The organism is Streptomyces corynorhini, from assembly GCF_003346515.1.
GTDB classification, from domain to species: Bacteria; Actinomycetota; Actinomycetes; order Streptomycetales; family Streptomycetaceae; genus Streptomyces; species Streptomyces corynorhini.
The window spans coordinates 55,550-70,436 of record NZ_QQNA01000002.1 but is presented as its reverse complement, the minus strand read 5'-3'; the positions used below and the strand labels follow the sequence as shown (position 1 = coordinate 70,436).

Below are 14,887 nucleotides of genomic sequence, written 5' to 3'. Positions count from 1 at the left end.
AGAAAGGCCCTCACTCCCTCATGCCTGAGCTGGTGTTCTTCTCCGGAACGATGGACTGCGGAAAGAGCACCCTGGCCCTGCAGATCGAACACAACCGATCGGCGCGGGGGCTGCGGGGTGTGATCTTCACACGGGACGACAGGGCGGGCGAGGGCAAGCTCTCGTCGCGCCTCGGACTGGTCACGAACGCGGTCGAGGCGCAGGAGGGCATGGACGTCTACGCCCACCTCGTGGGCCTCCTCTCGGAGGGCGGCCGGGTGGACTATGTCATCGTGGACGAGGCGCAGTTCCTGTCGCCCGCCCAGATCGACCAGCTCGCCCGGGTCGTGGACGAGCTGAATCTGGACGTGTTCGCCTTCGGCATCACGACCGACTTCCGCACGAAGCTGTTCCCCGGCTCCCAGCGGCTGATCGAACTGGCCGACCGGATAGAGACGCTCCAGGTCGAGGCGTTGTGCTGGTGCGGCGCACGGGCCACGCACAACGCCCGCACGCTGGACGGCGTCATGGTCGTCGAGGGCTCCCAGGTCGTGGTGGGAGACGTGAACCAGACGTCGGCCGAGGTGGGTTACGAGGTGTTGTGCCGACGCCACCACCGGCGTGAGATGACGGCCGCGGCGGCCCGCGCCGGGGCGCTGTCGCCGGACGTCCTGCCGGTCACGGCCGGATGATCCGGCTCCAGGAGAGCGGCGAGGATCTCGGTGCGCGGCCGACCCCGGAACGCGCGAGGCGCCCGAGGAGCGCGGGACCGGGCCCGTCCCGCACCCCTCGGGCCGCCTGAGGTCAGAGCACCGGATCCGACTGGACGACGCTGAAGACGGCGCCCTCCGGGTCGGCGACCGTCGCGTGACGCCCCGTCGCCCCCTCGCGCGGCGACTGGATCACATGGCCGCCCAGCTCCGTCACCAGCCGCGCGGCGGCGTCGGTGTCGTCCACCTCGAAGTACGTCATCCAGTGCGAGCCGAGGTCGCGGCCCAGCGCCCGGCCCCGCCCGTGCAGCGAGGCGACGGGACGCCCCTCCAGCCGCAGCGTCACGAAGTCGAAGTCGGCGGAGACGGTCGCCTCCACGTCGTAGCCGAACAGCGCCTCGTAGAACTTCCCGACGGTGGAGGTCTCACGGGTGATCAGCTCGTTCCAGACCGGTGTGCCGTGCGCCCCGGCCACCGCCGTCCCGGTGTGCGCCGCCGCCTGCCAGATCCCGAAGACGGAGCCCGCCGGGTCCGCGGCTATGGCCATCCGGCCGGCCTCGGCCGCGTCCAGCGGGCCGACGCCGACCGTACCGCCGCAACTCCTGATCGTCTCGGCCGTCAGGTCGGCGTTGTCCGTCGCCAGATAGGTCATCCACGCGATCGGCAGATGGCGGTCGGGCGGCAACTGGCCGATGCCCGCGATCTCCTTGCCGTCGAGCAGCCCCCGGACGTACGGTCCGAGTTGCTGCGGTCCGGGGACGAACTCCCAGCCGAACAGCGCGTGGTAGAACTCCTCGGTCGCGGCGAGGCCGTGCACCATCAGACTCACCCAGCAGGGCGTGCCGGGTTTACGGCGGATCGCAGCCTCGGTCATCGTCACTCTCTCCTCGGACCTTCGTGGTGGCCGTGCGGGGGCCGGGCGGCGCCGCGGCCAACGGCCGTGCTCACCCGAGCAGATGCTCGCACCCACCGGCTTGTCCCGCGCCGCGGCCGCGCCGCTTTTGGCGGGATCTCGATCCGCTGTTTACCGTCCATTTCTCCGCCGTTACGGGCGGGCGGCCCGGCGCCGCCGCGCGGGCCCGTCCCGCGAGAGGATGACGTCCATGACAGCCATCATCACCGCAGCCGAACTCTCCGGCGAGTCGGCCGGCCCACGTCCGCCGGTCCTGCTCGACGTCCGCTGGCGGCTGGGCGGACCGCCCGGCCGCCCGGAGTACGAGGCGGGCCATCTGCCGGGCGCCGTCTACGTCGATCTCGACACGGAGCTGGCGGGCCCGCCGGGCGCGGGCGGCCGGCACCCCCTGCCCGACGTGGCCGCCTTCGGCGCCGTGATGCGCCGTGCGGGCGTCCGCGGGGACAGGCCGGTCGTGGTGTACGACGGCGGGCAGGGCTGGGCGGCGGCGCGCGCCTGGTGGCTGCTGCGCTGGACCGGCCACCCCGACGTGCGGGTCCTGGACGGCGGTCTCGCCGTCTGGACCGGCCCGCTGACCACCGACCGGCCCGACCCGGCGGCGGGCGACTTCGCCCCGGTGCCCGGCGCGCTGCCCCTGCTGGACGCGGACGGCGCGGCGGCGCTGGCCCGTGCCGGGCTGCTGCTCGACGCGCGGGCGGCCGAGCGCTACCGGGGCGACGTCGAGCCGATCGACCGCGTGGGCGGCCATGTGCCCGGCGCGCTGTCGGCACCCACTACGGAGAATGTGGCCGAAAACGGCACCTTCCTCCCGCCCGAGGTCCTCGCGGCCCGCTTCGGGGCGCTGGGCGCCACCGCCGCCACCGAAGGCGGTGTGGGCGTCTACTGCGGCTCCGGCGTCTCCGGCGCCCACGAGGTGCTGGCCCTGGAGATCGCGGGCGTCCCGGCGGCGCTCTACGCGGGCTCCTGGTCGCAGTGGTCGGCGGACGAGTCCCGCCCGGTCGCCAAGGGCCCCGACCCCGGCTGAGCGCGCGGGACCGGACGCACCGGGGCGCTCCCGGACGAACCGTGACGGCCCGGAGCGCCCCGGAGCACGTACCACCGTCCGGTGAGTACGGGCCCCTCGGTTTACGTACCCAAGGACGTGCGACCTCAACGGAAGCGCGTCCCGAAGGCCCGCGTCCGGATCGGACCGGGGCGCCGGAGCCCGGCAAGACGCAAACGAGAGGGCTCAGTCCTGTTTCTTACGGCGCGTCCCGAACACGATCTCGTCCCAGCTGGGCACCGCCGCCCGGCGGCCCGGACGCACGCCGTCCGCTTCCGCCTGGCGGTCCGTCGTACCGGTCAGCCGGTCGCGGTGACCGGCCACGGAACGCGGCATGAGCACATCCGCGTACGCCGACCCGGCGCCGGCCGACGCGGCGGGCGCCACCGGCTCCTCGTCGGCCTCCGGATCCTCGTCCTCTTCGGTGTCCTGGGGCTCGACGGGCGCCGTGCGCTCCGGCACGACCATGTCGCCCCGGAAGCTCGGCACCGCCTCCAGCAGGCTGGTCAGCGAGTCGCGTTCGCTCGTGTCCTCCGGCTCGGGCGCGGTGGGCCGGTCCATCGGCCGGTCGAGGGAACGATCCAGCGGACGGTCGCGCGGCAGCCGCGCGATCCTCGGCACGAAGGGGAAGCTCGGCTCCTTCGAGGTGACCGTGCCGTCCGTGTCGCCGATCAGCGAGCGCGCCTCGTCGTCGACGGCCTGGACGAGCCGCCGGGGCGGATCGTACGTCCAGCTCGCCGAGTGCGGTTCGCCCGCGACCAGATAGACGAGCAGCACCTCCCAGGTGCCGTCGTCGCGGCGCCAGGAGTCCCACTGGACGGTCTCCCGGTCGGCGCCGCGCAGCGTCAGCCGCTCCTGGACGGCCTCGCCCAATTGGGGTCCGGTGTTCTCGCCCGGCCGACGCACGGCGGTCTTCCTGGCCCGCTCCGCCATGAAGGCGCGCTCGGCGAGGACGGGACCCTCGAAGCGGCGGACCCGGTCCACCGGGATACCGGCGTGCTGGGCCACCTCCTCGGCCGAGGCGCCCGCTCGTATCCGCGCCTGGATGTCGCGGGGCCTGAGGTGGCTCTCCACCTCGATCTCGATCTGACCGAGCCGGGCCCGGTCATTGCGCACGGCGGCGCGCAGCCGCTCGTCGATCGGAAGTGTGTATTCCGTGCTGTCGGCAGCCTTGAGCACCAGTCGTGTGCCGTCGTTGGAGACGGCCACGACACGCAGTTCGGGCATGGGGACCTCCCGGGTGGTGCCTGCCGACGTCACGTGCGTCGCTGCTTCCGCTAGTCGAGTGTGACCTGCCCGGGTGCAGCCTGCCACAACCTTTCCGTGCTGCCCGGCGTGTCGGGCAGGTGCCCTGGATCGCCGATGGCACGGTTACCTATTTTGCGACGCAGGGTGACGATACCCGTCACTCCGTGCAGCAGGCGACCGCGCGGTGCCACAGCTCCACCGGATCGAGTGCCACGTTCGGCCCCCTTCCCGTAAGTCCCGGGCCCCCGTGAGGGAGTCCGGCCCCAGGGCTCGCCACAGTACTCCATTCGGGCCACGGAGGTGGACCGCCGCGCCGTTCCACATTCTCTCCGGGCTGGGGAGTTGACGTGGAGCGCCGGTGCTCCACGGGTGTCCTGCTTCACAGAATCAATGGAAGCGGAACTATCTGTTTCGCCCAGCTGTCTCTTCTTGGTGCAAGGTGGGACAGATGGTCAAGCAGGGGCAGTGAATGGATCAGCGGTCGGACAGCGGTACGCGAACGGGAGCGGGGGAGGGCCGGGCGGACGAGGTGCGGGAGACGGGCGAGGGGCGGCGGCTCGAACTGAGCGTGCCGCAGGTCGCGGGCAGCGCGCTCGCCGCCGTCACGGCCGCGGTCCTCGCCTCCCGGCTCGGCGTGTACGGCACGATCATCGGCGCGGGCGTCGTGAGCGTCGTCGCCACCTGTGGCGGTTCGGTCTTCCAGCATCTGTTCCGGCGCACGGGTGAGCAGATCCGGGTCGTCACGGTCCAGGCGCGGCCGGGCGGGCGCCAAGTCCCCGTACGGCCCGAACCGCCAGGCCCCCCGGACGCGTCCGCGCTCACCCGGGCGGACCCCGGGCCGGCCGGGGGCGACCCCGAGGAGTTCGGCGCGGCCACCACCCACGGCACCCGGGTCCGCGGTCGGCGGCGCCCGGTGCTCGCCGCGGCGGTCGTCTTCCTGGTCGCGATGGCCGGTATCAGCGGATACGAACTGATCGCCGGTCAGGACCTGACCGGCGACCGGGGCACCACCGTCGGCCACGTCGTCGGCGGCGGCGACCGCTCCACGCCGTCGGGCACCCCCTCGGACTCGCCGGAGCCCGGCCGGGGGCGGACGCCGGACGGCGCGGGCACGGACTCCGGCGCCTCGCCCGGCACCGGAGCGACCACAGGGCCGGGGCAGGACAGCGGCGCCGGGTCGTCGGCCGAGCCGTCCGCCGGTCCGTCGGACACCGCCGGGACGGACGGTTCCGGACCGTCCGGCACGGACCCCGCGCCGACCCCTTCGGGCAGCGCGGGATCGGCGACGAGCGACACGGGAAGCGGTACGGGGAGTGACGGCCCCGCCCAGGGCGGCGCGACCGGCCGGGACAGCGGCTCCGGTACATCCGGCACGTCCGGTACATCGAGTACGTCCGGCACCTCCGACACGTCCGGCCGATGACCGCACCGGCCCGGCGAACCCGGCGTACCGGCCGTGCCGGACGCGGTCAGTCTCCGAGCACACGGCGCAGATAGTCGTTCCCGAACCGGCGGTCCGGGTCCAGCCGGTCGCGTACCGCGGTGAATTCGGCGAAGCGCGGATAGACCCCGGACAGATACTCCGCGTCCCTGGTGTGGATCTTCCCCCAGTGCGGCCGGCCGCCGTGCGCGGTCATGACGCGCTCCACGGCGGTGAAGTAGGCGCGGTGCGGGGTCCCCCGGTACAGATGCGCCGCGATGTACACGGTCCGGCGGCCCGAGGCCGTCGAGAGCGTGATGTCGTCGGCGGGCGCCGTACGTATCTCCAGCGGGAAGCCGATCTTCAGCGGGGAGCGCTCGATCATCGCCCTGACCTCGCGCAGCGCCCCCACGGCCGCCTCCTCGGGCAGCGCGTACTCCATCTCCACGAAGCGCACCCGGCGCGGCGAGGTGAAGACCTTGTAAGGGATGTCCGTGTACGTGCGGGCGGAGAGCGCCCGGCTGGCGACCGCGGCGATCGCGGGGATGGTCGCCGGTATCGCGCGCCCCAGTGAACAAGCCACCTGGAAGACGCCGTTGGAGAGCAGCTCGTCGTCGATCCAGCCCGCGACCCGGCCGGGCGGGACGGCGGGACCCGCGCTGCGGTTGTTGCGCTTGGTGTTGCAGTTGCCGGTGTGGGGGAACCAGTAGAACTCGAAGTGCTCGTTCTCGGCCACGTGCTGCTCGAACTCGGCCGTGACGCGGTCGAAGGTCATCGGCTCCTCGCGGGCCCGCAGCAGGAAGACCGGCTCCACCGCGAAGGTGATCGCGGTCACCACCCCGAGCGCGCCGAGACCGACCCGCGCGGCCGCGAAGACGTCGGAATTCTCCTCGGCGGAGCAGCGCAGCGGCGTGCCGTCCGCGGTGACCAGTTCCAGGGCGACGATCTGGGCGGCGGTCGAGGCCGAGTCACGGCCGGTGCCATGGGTGCCGGTGGAGGTCGCGCCCGCGACGGTCTGCTCCATGATGTCGCCCATGTTGGTGAGTGACAGGCCCGCGGCGGCCAGCGCCACGTTGAGCCGCTTGAGGGGCGTGCCCGCCGCCACGGTGACCGTCCCCGCCGCCCGGTCGATCGCGCGGATGCCGGTCAGCCGGTCGGGCCGTATCAGCACCCCGTCGGTCGCGGCGGCGGCGGTGAAGGAGTGGCCCGTGCCGACGGCCTTCACCCGCAGCCCCTCCCCGGCCGCCGCCCGCACCGCCGCCGTCACCTCCGCCACGGAGGCCGGGAAGAGCGCGCGCGCCGGGCGCGCGGTGACGTTCCCCGCCCAGTTACGCCACGCGTTCGCCGGCCTCGTCCGTGTCGTTCCGCTCGCGCCCCTCGGAATCCCGGTCATCCGCCCCGTGCCCTCCTCGCGTCGGTACCGGCCCGCGCAGCCGGCGATACCCGAGGAACGCCACCACGACCGCGGCCGCGCCCGCCGCGACGGGCACCGCGTACCCCGCCTGCGCCCCGGCGGCGTCCACCACCCACCCGGCGGCCGACGAGCCGAGCGCCACGCCCACCGCGAGCCCGGTACTGGTCCAGGTCATGCCCTCGGTCAGCTTGGTGCGCGGTACGTGCGCTTGGACGAGGGCCATCGTGGTCACCATCGTGGGTGCGATCGACAGGCCCGCGACAAAGAGCGCCACGGCCAAGAACGGCAGGTTCCCGGCCAGTTGGAGGGGGATCATACTCACGGCCATCGCGCAGACCCCCACCAGCCACCGCCGGGCGGCCGGTCCCGTCGGACGCAGCAGCCCGAACACCACGCCCGCCAGACAGGACCCCAGCGCGTAGACGGCCAGTACCAGGCTGGCCGCCGCCTTGTGCCCCCGCTCCTCCGCGAACGCGACCGTCACCACGTCGACCGCCCCGAAGATCCCCCCGGTCGCCGTGAAGGTGGCCACCAGGACCCGCAGACCGGGCGAGCGCAGCGCGGAGCCGCCGGTGTGCTCCTCCCTGGGCCGCGGTACGGGCTCCGTGGCCCGCTGGGCCGTCAGCCAGACCACCCCGGCGAGCAGGAACACGGCCGCCAGCAGCGGGCCCGCCTCCGGGAACCAGGCCGTGGAGAGCCCGATGGAGATGATCGGACCGAAGATGAAGCAGAGTTCGTCGACGATGGACTCCCACGCGTACGCGGTGTGCAGCTCGCGCGGGGAGTCCCGGTAGATCTCCGCCCAGCGCGCCCGCACCATCGAACCCACGCTCGGCACGCACCCCGAGCCCGCCGCGAAGACGAACAGGGTCCAGTCGGGGGCGCCGCGCTGGGCACAGATCAGCAGTCCGCCGACGGCCGCGACCGCGACCAGGGTCGCCGGGCGCAGCACCCGTGCCTGGCCGTGCCGGTCGACGAGCCGGGAGATCTGCGGGCCGAGCACCGCGGCGGACAGCGCGAGCGTCGCGGAGAGCGCCCCCGCGAGCCCGTAACGCCCGGTGAGCTGCGAGATCATCGTGACGATGCCGATGCCCATCATGGCCAGCGGCATCCGGCCGAGCAGGCCGGCGGCGCTGAATCCCCTGGTACCGGGAGCGGCGAAGATCGCTTGATAGGAACTGGGCAACGGGACGCTCCGGTAAGGATCGAATCTGGCCGGTACAGATTACGGCCCCCCGGCGACGGCGCGCGCCCGCTTTTTCCGGCCGTTGTCACGCCGCGTCGGGCGGGGGCTGCTGTCCGGAGGTACGGGGCTGATGGCAGGATCGAAACATGCCCGAACAGCACGCGAATCCCCCCTACGACGCCCTGCTCCTGCTGTCCTTCGGAGGCCCCGAGGGCCCGGACGACGTGGTCCCGTTCCTCCGGAACGTGACCCGGGGCCGGGGCATCCCGGAGGAGCGGCTCAAGGAAGTGGGGCAGCACTACTTCCTGTTCGGCGGCGTCAGTCCGATCAACGACCAGAACCGCGCCCTGCTGGACGCGCTGCGCAAGGACTTCGCCGAGCACGGCGTCGATCTGCCGGTGTACTGGGGCAACCGCAACTGGGCGCCGTATCTGACCGACACGCTGCGCGAGATGGCCGCCGACGGCCGGCGCCGGATCGTCACCCTCGCCACCAGCGCGTACGCCTCCTACTCGGGCTGCCGCCAGTACCGCGAGGACCTCGCGGGCGCGCTCGCCACCCTGGCGGCGGAGGGGATCGAACCGCCCCGGGTGGACAAGCTGCGCCACTACTTCAACCACCCCGGCTTCGTCCGGCCCATGGCGCGGAGCGTGCTCGCCTCCCTCGCCGACCTGCCCGAGGACGTACGGGCGGGAGCGCACCTCGCCTTCACCACCCACTCCATCCCGGACGCGGCGGCCGACACCTCGGGCCCGGCCGAGGCGCACGGCGAGGGCGGCGCCTATGTGGCCCAGCACCTGGACGTGGCCCGGCTGATCGTGGACATCGTCCGTGAGGAGACCGGCGTCGAGCACCCCTGGCGCCTCGTCTACCAGTCGCGCAGCGGCGCCCCGCACATCCCGTGGCTGGAGCCGGACATCTGCGACCACCTGGAGGAACTGCACGGCGCGGGCGTGCCCGCCGTCGTGATGGCACCCATCGGCTTCGTCTCCGACCACATGGAGGTCCTGTACGACCTCGACACGGAGGCCACCGCCAAGGCCGCGGAACTGGGACTCCCCGTCCGCCGCTCGGCGACCGTGGGCGCGGACCCGCGCTTCGCCGCGGCCGTACGGGACCTGGTCCTGGAGCGCGCCGCCACCGAGCGCGGCGAACCCGCGGAGCGCTGCGCCCTGGGCGCGCTCGGCCCGAGCCACGACCTCTGCCCGGTCGGCTGCTGCCCCGCCCGCGCGCCCAAGCCCGCAGCCGCGGGCGCCGACAGCCCGTACGCCTGAAGGAGCCCGCCGTGACCGACGCACCGCCCGACCCGGCCCTCACCGCAGAACTGCTCGGCCTCGCCCTGGAGGCGGCGCGCCGGGCAGGCGCCCTGCTGCGCGACGGCCGGCCCGACGATCTCGCCGTGGCCGCCACGAAATCCAGCCCCATCGACGTCGTCACCGAGATGGACATCGCCGCCGAGAAGCTGATCACCGGCTACCTCGCCGAGCACCGCCCCGACGACGGCTTCCTCGGCGAGGAGGGCGCCAGCTCGGCCGGGAGCAGCGGGATCCGCTGGGTCATCGACCCGCTGGACGGCACGGTCAACTACCTCTACGGGCTGCCCACCTGGGCCGTCTCCATCGCCGCCGAGCGGGACGGCGAGACCCTCGTCGGCGTCGTCGAGGCACCGATGCGCGGCGAGACGTTCCGCGCCGTGCTTGGCGGCGGGGCCTTCCTCGGCGACCGCGGGCTCGCGACCCGTCCGGCGCCTCCACTGGAGCGCACGCTGGTGTCCACCGGCTTCAACTACGTCACCACCGTCCGCGCCCACCAGGCGGACGTCGCCCAGCGGCTGATCCCGCGGCTCAGGGACATCAGGCGCGGCGGCTCGGCGGCCATCGACCTCTGCGACGTCGCGGCCGGCCGGCTGGACGGCTACTACGAGCGCGGGCTGCACCCCTGGGACCTGGCCGCCGGAGCCCTGATCGCCCGCGAGGCGGGCGCGCGCACCGGGGGGCGGCCGGGGACACCTCCCGGCTTCGATCTCACCGTGGCGGCCCCGCCAGGCGTCTTCGAGCCCCTGCTGGAGCTGCTGGAGGAGTACGGCGCCTGGCACGACTGAGCCGGGCGCCCGCGACACCTCGTACTCCGTTGACACCCCGTACACCGCGACACCCCGTACACCGTGACTCCGTACCCCGTGACCCCGGACACGGGAAAGGGCCCCGGTGCCGTCCCCTCGGCGCCAGGGCCCTTCTCCGTATCGGATATTCGTACGTTCGTCCGCGCTGATATCCGACTACTGATGTCCGACTGCTGATGTCCGTCTCAGGTATCGACTGCGGCTCTCGCTGTGCTGGTCCTGCTCGCTCGCCGTCCCGGTCGCTCGCACCGGGGGCGGGCGCGGGGTGTCCGGATCAGGCGCCGCTGGCGGCGCCGACCTCCACTCCGTGCTCGGCGGCGAGCCGACGCAGGTCTTCCAGCTCCTCCTGTTCGACATCCGCGAGGAAGTCGTCGCCCGTCTCGCGGGCATGGGTCAGATCGGTCTCCGTGGCCTTTATGCGCTGAAGAAGCCCGGCGGTGAACGCGTCCATTGCGCCCCCTCGTCGTGGGTCAGTGGCACGGGGGTGTGCCGACGGCGGGAAGATCAGAGGCCCTCTGTCTACTGGAGGACAGCCGTCCGGGGGCCGGACAAGGGTGTGGCAAGCCACAGACAGGGCGTGATCTCGGGTGTGAAGTCGTCTTCCCCGGCCGCTGCCTCCGAGAAACCTCAACACCTCAACAAATCCACTCCATTCCCGGCCGCCGCAGGTCACCGGCATCGTCTTACCGCCGGTTTATGGCCGATACGGGCAGGATGGGGCCGCACATGCACTGCTACAACCTGCCCTGATCACGGGTGACGGGCCCAGAGGAAGGAAGAACGACGTGCGCGTACTCGTCGTCGAGGACGAGCAGCTGCTCGCCGATGCGGTGGCCACCGGACTGCGCCGGGAGGCCATGGCCGTAGACGTCGTGTACGACGGAGGGGCGGCCCTGGAGCGGGTCGGCGTCAACGATTACGACGTGGTGGTGCTCGACCGTGACCTGCCCGTCGTCCACGGTGACGACGTCTGCCGCCGGATCGTCGAGCTGGGCATGCCCACCCGTGTCCTCATGCTCACCGCCTCAGGTGACGTCAGCGACCGGGTCGAGGGGCTGGAGCTGGGCGCGGACGACTATCTGCCCAAACCCTTCGCCTTCAGTGAGCTGACCGCCCGGGTTCGGGCCCTCGGCCGCCGTACGACGGTGCCGCTGCCCCCCGTACTGGAACGCTCCGGGATCAAGCTCGACCCCAACCGGCGCGAGGTCTTCCGCGACGGCAAGGAGATCCAGCTCGCTCCCAAGGAGTTCGCCGTCCTGGAGGTCCTGATGCGCAGCGAGGGCGCGGTCGTCTCGGCCGAACAGCTGCTGGAGAAGGCGTGGGACGAGAACACCGACCCCTTCACCAACGTCGTACGGGTGACGGTGATGACGCTGCGCCGCAAGCTCGGCGAGCCGCCCGTCATCGTCACCGTGCCCGGCTCCGGCTACCGGATCTGATGCCCGTGGCCACCACCCCGGCGCCGCCCACCGCGCCCCCGAAGCCCACCTGGGACCCCAGAAGGCCCGAGCAGAGCCTGCCGTGGGTGCGACCGACCATCCGGATACGGCTCACGCTGCTCTACGGCGGGATGTTCCTGATCGCCGGCATCCTGCTGCTCTCGATCATCTATCTGCTGGCCGCGCAGGCGCTGCACGTGGGCAGCGAGCTGCCGTTCAAGATCGTGAGCGGCAAGGTCAGCAGCGACGTCTGCAACTTCCCCGAGTCGGCGCCGCCCGAGCAGTTCAACGTGGCGATGAACGCCTGCGTCAACCACCAGCGCCAGCAGGCCCTGGACGATCTGCTCAGCCGCTCGCTCTTCGCGCTGGTCGGGCTGAGTGTCATCGCCTTCGCCTTCGGGTACGCGATGGCGGGCCGGGTCCTGTCGCCGCTCGGCCGCATCACCCGCACCGCCCGCCGGGTGGTCGGCTCCGACCTGGCGCGCCGGATCGAACTGGACGGCCCGGACGACGAGCTGAAGGAGCTGGCCGACACCTTCGACGAGATGCTGGAGCGCCTGGAGCGGGCCTTCACCGCGCAGCAGCGGTTCGTCGCCAACGCCTCGCACGAGCTGCGCACCCCGCTGGCGATCAACCGCACCCTGCTGGAGGTCCATCTCTCCGATCCGGGGGCCCCGGTGGAGCTGCAGCAGCTCGGCAAGACCCTGCTGGCCACCAACGAGCGCAGCGAACAGCTGGTGGAGGGGTTGCTGCTGCTGGCGCGCAGCGACAACCAGATCGTGGAGCGCAAACCGGTCGACCTCGCCGAGGTGGCCACGCGCGCGGTGGACCAGGCGCTGTCCGAGGCGGAGGCGAAGGGGGTGGAGATCCGCGGGGAGCGGGTGCCCGCGGTGGTCCAGGGCAACGGTGTCCTGCTGGAGCGGATCGCCCTGAACCTGGTGCAGAACGCGGTCCGGTACAACATCGCGGAAGGGGGATGGGTGGAGGTCACCACCGAGTCCCAGCAGGGCCAGGCGGTCCTGGTGGTATCGAACACCGGTCCCGTCGTTCCCGCGTACGAGATCGACAATCTGTTCGAGCCGTTCCGGCGGCTGCGGACGGAGCGGACCGGGAGCGACAAGGGAGTGGGCCTCGGCCTGTCGATCGCCCGCTCCGTGGCCCGCGCGCACGGCGGGCGGATCTTCGCGGAACCCCGCGAGGGGGGAGGGCTCATGATGCGGGTCACTCTCCCGGTCTGAGAGACTGCGCGCAGTGATAGGGACGGTGAATCGCTTTGTTCGCTTTACGCGGAATTTTCCGGACCATTTCCCGGCGTGGATGTGTGTGATCGATCACAGGGTCGAATTCCCGCCCCTCCACTCTGCGTGATCAAGCCTTCCTCGGAAGGCCGGTAAAGTCCGGGTTTCCGGGGGTCGGGATCACGGGAAGTACACGGGGTGGCGCCCGTGATGCACGACAGGAGGACCGTGTACGGTCCCCCTCGCCACCCGAAGCCGATCACTCCTCGTGAGTGCGGCTGGGTGTCGATTGAGTAACAGACCTTGATGTGAGGCAAAATCTCCGCCTCAGGTCGGGCACAAGTCCGGCCTCTCACGCGTTACCCGCGCTGAGACACCACAGACACCCAGAGGGGGAGAGCGACATGGCAACGGATTACGACACCCCACGCAAGACCGACGACGACGTCGATCAGGACAGCCTTGAGGAACTGAAGGCCCGTCGGAACGACAAGTCGACCTCAGCGGTCGACGTCGACGAGTTCGAGCAGGCCGAAGGGCTGGAACTGCCCGGCGCGGATCTCTCCAACGAGGAGCTGTCCGTCCGGGTCCTGCCCCGTCAGGCCGACGAGTTCACCTGCATGAGCTGCTTCCTCGTGCACCACCGCTCCCAGCTGGCCAGGGAGAAGAACGGTCAGCCCATCTGCCGCGACTGCGACTGAGCAAGGACCGGCCGTGGCAGACGACTCACCGTCCCGGAAACGGCGCTTCCGGCGCAAGAACGCCCCGGAGGCTTATCAGGGCGGTACCGGCCCGGCAGAAGGCGCTGAGCCCGCTGCCGAGCACTCCGCCGCCCTGCTGCCCCAGCACGGCACGCACGAGGACGAGCGGGGCCTCCCGGCCTCGCTCGAAGCCGGCCAGGACGACCACGACGGCCCCACGACCGGGGGCCGGCGGCTGGCCGGAGTACGACGGGGAGTACGCAGGGGGAGCGACGGCGCGAAGGCGGCGCTCGGCTATCTCGCCGACCGCATCATCGACACCGCGCCGCGCGTCCCGGTCCGCGATCTGGCCACCCTGCGGCGGCAGTTCCCGGGACTGGGCCCCGAGGAGCTGGCCGACAAGCTGATCGCGGGCGCCGCGAACAGCAGCTCCACCGTGGGCGCGGGCGTCGGCGCCGCCGCCATGATGCCCGTACCGCCCGCGATGCCGGCGGAGCTGGCGGCGGAGATCACCGCCGTGGCCGCCATCGAGCTGAAGCTCATCGCGGAGCTGCACGAGGTCTACGGACTGCGGCCGCCCGGCACGCTCAAGGAGCGCAGCGCCGGCTACCTGACCTCCTGGACACAGGAGCGCGGGGTCGACATCACCAAACCGTCGACGTTCAACGGTGCCCTCAGCGGCCCCATGAAGCGCGAGCTGCGCCACCAGATCACCAAGCGCATGGTCCGCACCCTGCCGAACCTGGTCCCGTTCATGATCGGAGCGGCCGTCGGCGCCATGATGAACCGGCGGGACACCAAGAAGGTCGCGGAACACGTCCGCAAGGACCTGCGCAAGCGGCAGATCCCCTGGGACGCCCTGCCGGCCCTGCCGCCGCTGGAGCGGCCCGGCGAGCTGCCCCCGGCGCCGCCCGGGGAGCTGGGCCGCTGACAGCCCGCCCCGCCCGGTTCCGGGCGGATCAGGCGGAATCCGCGGAGCCCGCCGAGCCGGTCCTGACGGCGTTCAGCGCCTCCAGCAGCCCCCGCGGATCACGCGTCGAGAGATACAGATAGGGCGTCGGGTCGTCCGGATCCGTGACCGGCACCCGCAGCGCCGTCGGCACATAGCTGCGCAGCAGCATGAAGGCGCGCGGATCGGCCTTGTGCAGCCGCCAGGCGATCGTCTCCTCGCGGTCGAGCACCTCGGCCTCGCCCAGTGCCGACACCGGGATCCGCGCGTCGCCCGCGACCAGCGAGTCCGCCACCACCCTGACCCGCGCCGATCCGTAGGAACTGACCCCGGCCGCCGCCAGCGCGCCCGCCCCGATCAACCCCCCGAGCAGCGGCAGCGCCCCCAGCGGCAGCAGCATCAGGCCGCCCGCGAGGGAGATCAGCGCGGCAATGCCCCACCAGGAGCGGGGCGCGGTCAGACGTTCGTCGTAGCGTGCGACGGAAGGCTCCATGGAGCCAAGCTTGGCACGGTGCGGTTGGCGGGC

Annotated in this window: 15 protein-coding genes; 9 read left to right on the top strand and 6 right to left on the bottom strand. The window is 72.3% G+C overall.

Annotated features, from left to right (window positions below; translation table 11 throughout):
* The first annotated feature begins 20 nt into the window (after positions 1-20).
* Positions 21-671 (top strand): thymidine kinase, encoded by a 651-nt coding sequence (locus tag DVH02_RS00560; RefSeq protein ID WP_114621661.1) that lies wholly within the window; start codon positions 21-23, stop codon positions 669-671.
* Positions 672-783: 112 nt separating this feature from the next.
* Here DVH02_RS00560 and DVH02_RS00555 read toward each other — a convergent pair whose 3' ends face one another.
* A complete protein-coding gene (locus tag DVH02_RS00555) occupies positions 784-1,563 on the bottom strand; it encodes a VOC family protein (protein WP_114621660.1) in 780 nt (259 codons plus the stop codon).
* Between the two features lie 229 nt (positions 1,564-1,792).
* On the opposite strand from DVH02_RS00555, the gene DVH02_RS00550 reads away from it, so the two are divergent.
* Positions 1,793-2,626: a sulfurtransferase gene (locus tag DVH02_RS00550; protein WP_114621659.1), complete on the top strand. Its 834-nt coding sequence runs from the start codon at positions 1,793-1,795 to the stop codon at positions 2,624-2,626.
* Between the two features lie 204 nt (positions 2,627-2,830).
* Here DVH02_RS00550 and sepH read toward each other — a convergent pair whose 3' ends face one another.
* Positions 2,831-3,871: a septation protein SepH gene (sepH, locus tag DVH02_RS00545; protein ID WP_114621658.1), complete on the bottom strand. Its 1,041-nt coding sequence runs from the start codon at positions 3,869-3,871 to the stop codon at positions 2,831-2,833.
* A gap of 490 nt (positions 3,872-4,361) precedes the next feature.
* Between sepH and DVH02_RS35440 the strand changes: the two genes are divergently transcribed.
* Entirely contained in the window at positions 4,362-5,315 is a 954-nt protein-coding gene (locus tag DVH02_RS35440; RefSeq protein WP_199566113.1) for a hypothetical protein, read from the top strand.
* 46 nt (positions 5,316-5,361) lie between these two features.
* On the opposite strand, the gene DVH02_RS00535 is transcribed toward DVH02_RS35440, so the two are convergent.
* A complete protein-coding gene (locus DVH02_RS00535) occupies positions 5,362-6,705 on the bottom strand; it encodes a D-arabinono-1,4-lactone oxidase (protein ID WP_114621657.1) in 1,344 nt (447 codons plus the stop codon).
* The gene (locus tag DVH02_RS00530) at positions 6,641-7,912 is read right to left on the bottom strand and encodes an MFS transporter (protein ID WP_114621656.1); all 1,272 of its coding nucleotides are present in this window, start codon (positions 7,910-7,912) and stop codon (positions 6,641-6,643) included. Before DVH02_RS00530 ends, DVH02_RS00535 begins: the two co-directional genes overlap by 65 nt.
* 146 nt (positions 7,913-8,058) lie before the next feature.
* Here DVH02_RS00530 and DVH02_RS00525 point away from each other — a divergent pair, with 146 nt between their 5' ends.
* On the top strand, positions 8,059-9,186 hold the full coding sequence (locus DVH02_RS00525) for a ferrochelatase (RefSeq protein ID WP_114621655.1): 1,128 nt from the start codon (positions 8,059-8,061) through the stop codon (positions 9,184-9,186).
* Positions 9,187-9,197: 11 nt separating this feature from the next.
* Positions 9,198-10,013: an inositol monophosphatase family protein gene (locus DVH02_RS00520; protein WP_233517963.1), complete on the top strand. Its 816-nt coding sequence runs from the start codon at positions 9,198-9,200 to the stop codon at positions 10,011-10,013.
* A 295-nt stretch (positions 10,014-10,308) separates the two neighbouring features.
* Here DVH02_RS00520 and DVH02_RS35435 read toward each other — a convergent pair whose 3' ends face one another.
* Complete coding sequence (locus DVH02_RS35435) at positions 10,309-10,485, bottom strand: hypothetical protein (RefSeq protein ID WP_199566112.1); 177 nt, start codon at positions 10,483-10,485, stop codon at positions 10,309-10,311.
* A 334-nt stretch (positions 10,486-10,819) separates the two neighbouring features.
* On the opposite strand from DVH02_RS35435, the gene DVH02_RS00515 reads away from it, so the two are divergent.
* The 4 genes from DVH02_RS00515 (at position 10,820) to DVH02_RS00500 (ending at position 14,343) form a co-directional block, all read left to right on the top strand.
* Positions 10,820-11,473: a response regulator transcription factor gene (locus tag DVH02_RS00515; RefSeq protein WP_114621654.1), complete on the top strand. Its 654-nt coding sequence runs from the start codon at positions 10,820-10,822 to the stop codon at positions 11,471-11,473.
* Between the two features lie 5 nt (positions 11,474-11,478).
* A complete protein-coding gene (locus tag DVH02_RS00510) occupies positions 11,479-12,711 on the top strand; it encodes a sensor histidine kinase (protein WP_114621691.1) in 1,233 nt (410 codons plus the stop codon).
* Between the two features lie 404 nt (positions 12,712-13,115).
* Positions 13,116-13,412 carry a DUF4193 domain-containing protein gene (locus DVH02_RS00505; protein ID WP_030350183.1) on the top strand — a complete coding sequence of 99 codons (297 nt, stop codon included), beginning with the start codon at positions 13,116-13,118 and terminating at the stop codon, positions 13,410-13,412.
* A 13-nt stretch (positions 13,413-13,425) separates the two neighbouring features.
* Positions 13,426-14,343 (top strand): hypothetical protein, encoded by a 918-nt coding sequence (locus DVH02_RS00500; RefSeq protein WP_114621653.1) that lies wholly within the window; start codon positions 13,426-13,428, stop codon positions 14,341-14,343.
* A gap of 28 nt (positions 14,344-14,371) precedes the next feature.
* Here DVH02_RS00500 and DVH02_RS00495 read toward each other — a convergent pair whose 3' ends face one another.
* Positions 14,372-14,854, bottom strand: a complete 483-nt coding sequence (locus DVH02_RS00495; RefSeq protein WP_114621652.1) for a DUF3093 domain-containing protein — start codon at positions 14,852-14,854, stop codon at positions 14,372-14,374.
* Positions 14,855-14,887: the final 33 nt, after the last annotated feature.

Bases quoted from the DNA above. Each gene is read 5' to 3' on its own strand.
- DVH02_RS00560 (WP_114621661.1), top strand. From the start codon at position 21: ATGCCTGAGCTGGTGTTCTTCTCCGGAACGATGGACTGCGGAAAGAGC.
- DVH02_RS00525 (WP_114621655.1), top strand. From the start codon at position 8,059: ATGCCCGAACAGCACGCGAATCCCCCCTACGACGCCCTGCTCCTGCTG.
- DVH02_RS00550 (WP_114621659.1), top strand. From the start codon at position 1,793: ATGACAGCCATCATCACCGCAGCCGAACTCTCCGGCGAGTCGGCCGGC.
- DVH02_RS00495 (WP_114621652.1), bottom strand. From the start codon at position 14,854: ATGGAGCCTTCCGTCGCACGCTACGACGAACGTCTGACCGCGCCCCGC.
- sepH (WP_114621658.1), bottom strand. From the start codon at position 3,871: ATGCCCGAACTGCGTGTCGTGGCCGTCTCCAACGACGGCACACGACTG.
- DVH02_RS00535 (WP_114621657.1), bottom strand. From the start codon at position 6,705: ATGACCGGGATTCCGAGGGGCGCGAGCGGAACGACACGGACGAGGCCG.
- DVH02_RS00505 (WP_030350183.1), top strand. From the start codon at position 13,116: ATGGCAACGGATTACGACACCCCACGCAAGACCGACGACGACGTCGAT.
- DVH02_RS35435 (WP_199566112.1), bottom strand. From the start codon at position 10,485: ATGGACGCGTTCACCGCCGGGCTTCTTCAGCGCATAAAGGCCACGGAG.
- DVH02_RS00555 (WP_114621660.1), bottom strand. From the start codon at position 1,563: ATGACCGAGGCTGCGATCCGCCGTAAACCCGGCACGCCCTGCTGGGTG.
- DVH02_RS35440 (WP_199566113.1), top strand. From the start codon at position 4,362: ATGGATCAGCGGTCGGACAGCGGTACGCGAACGGGAGCGGGGGAGGGC.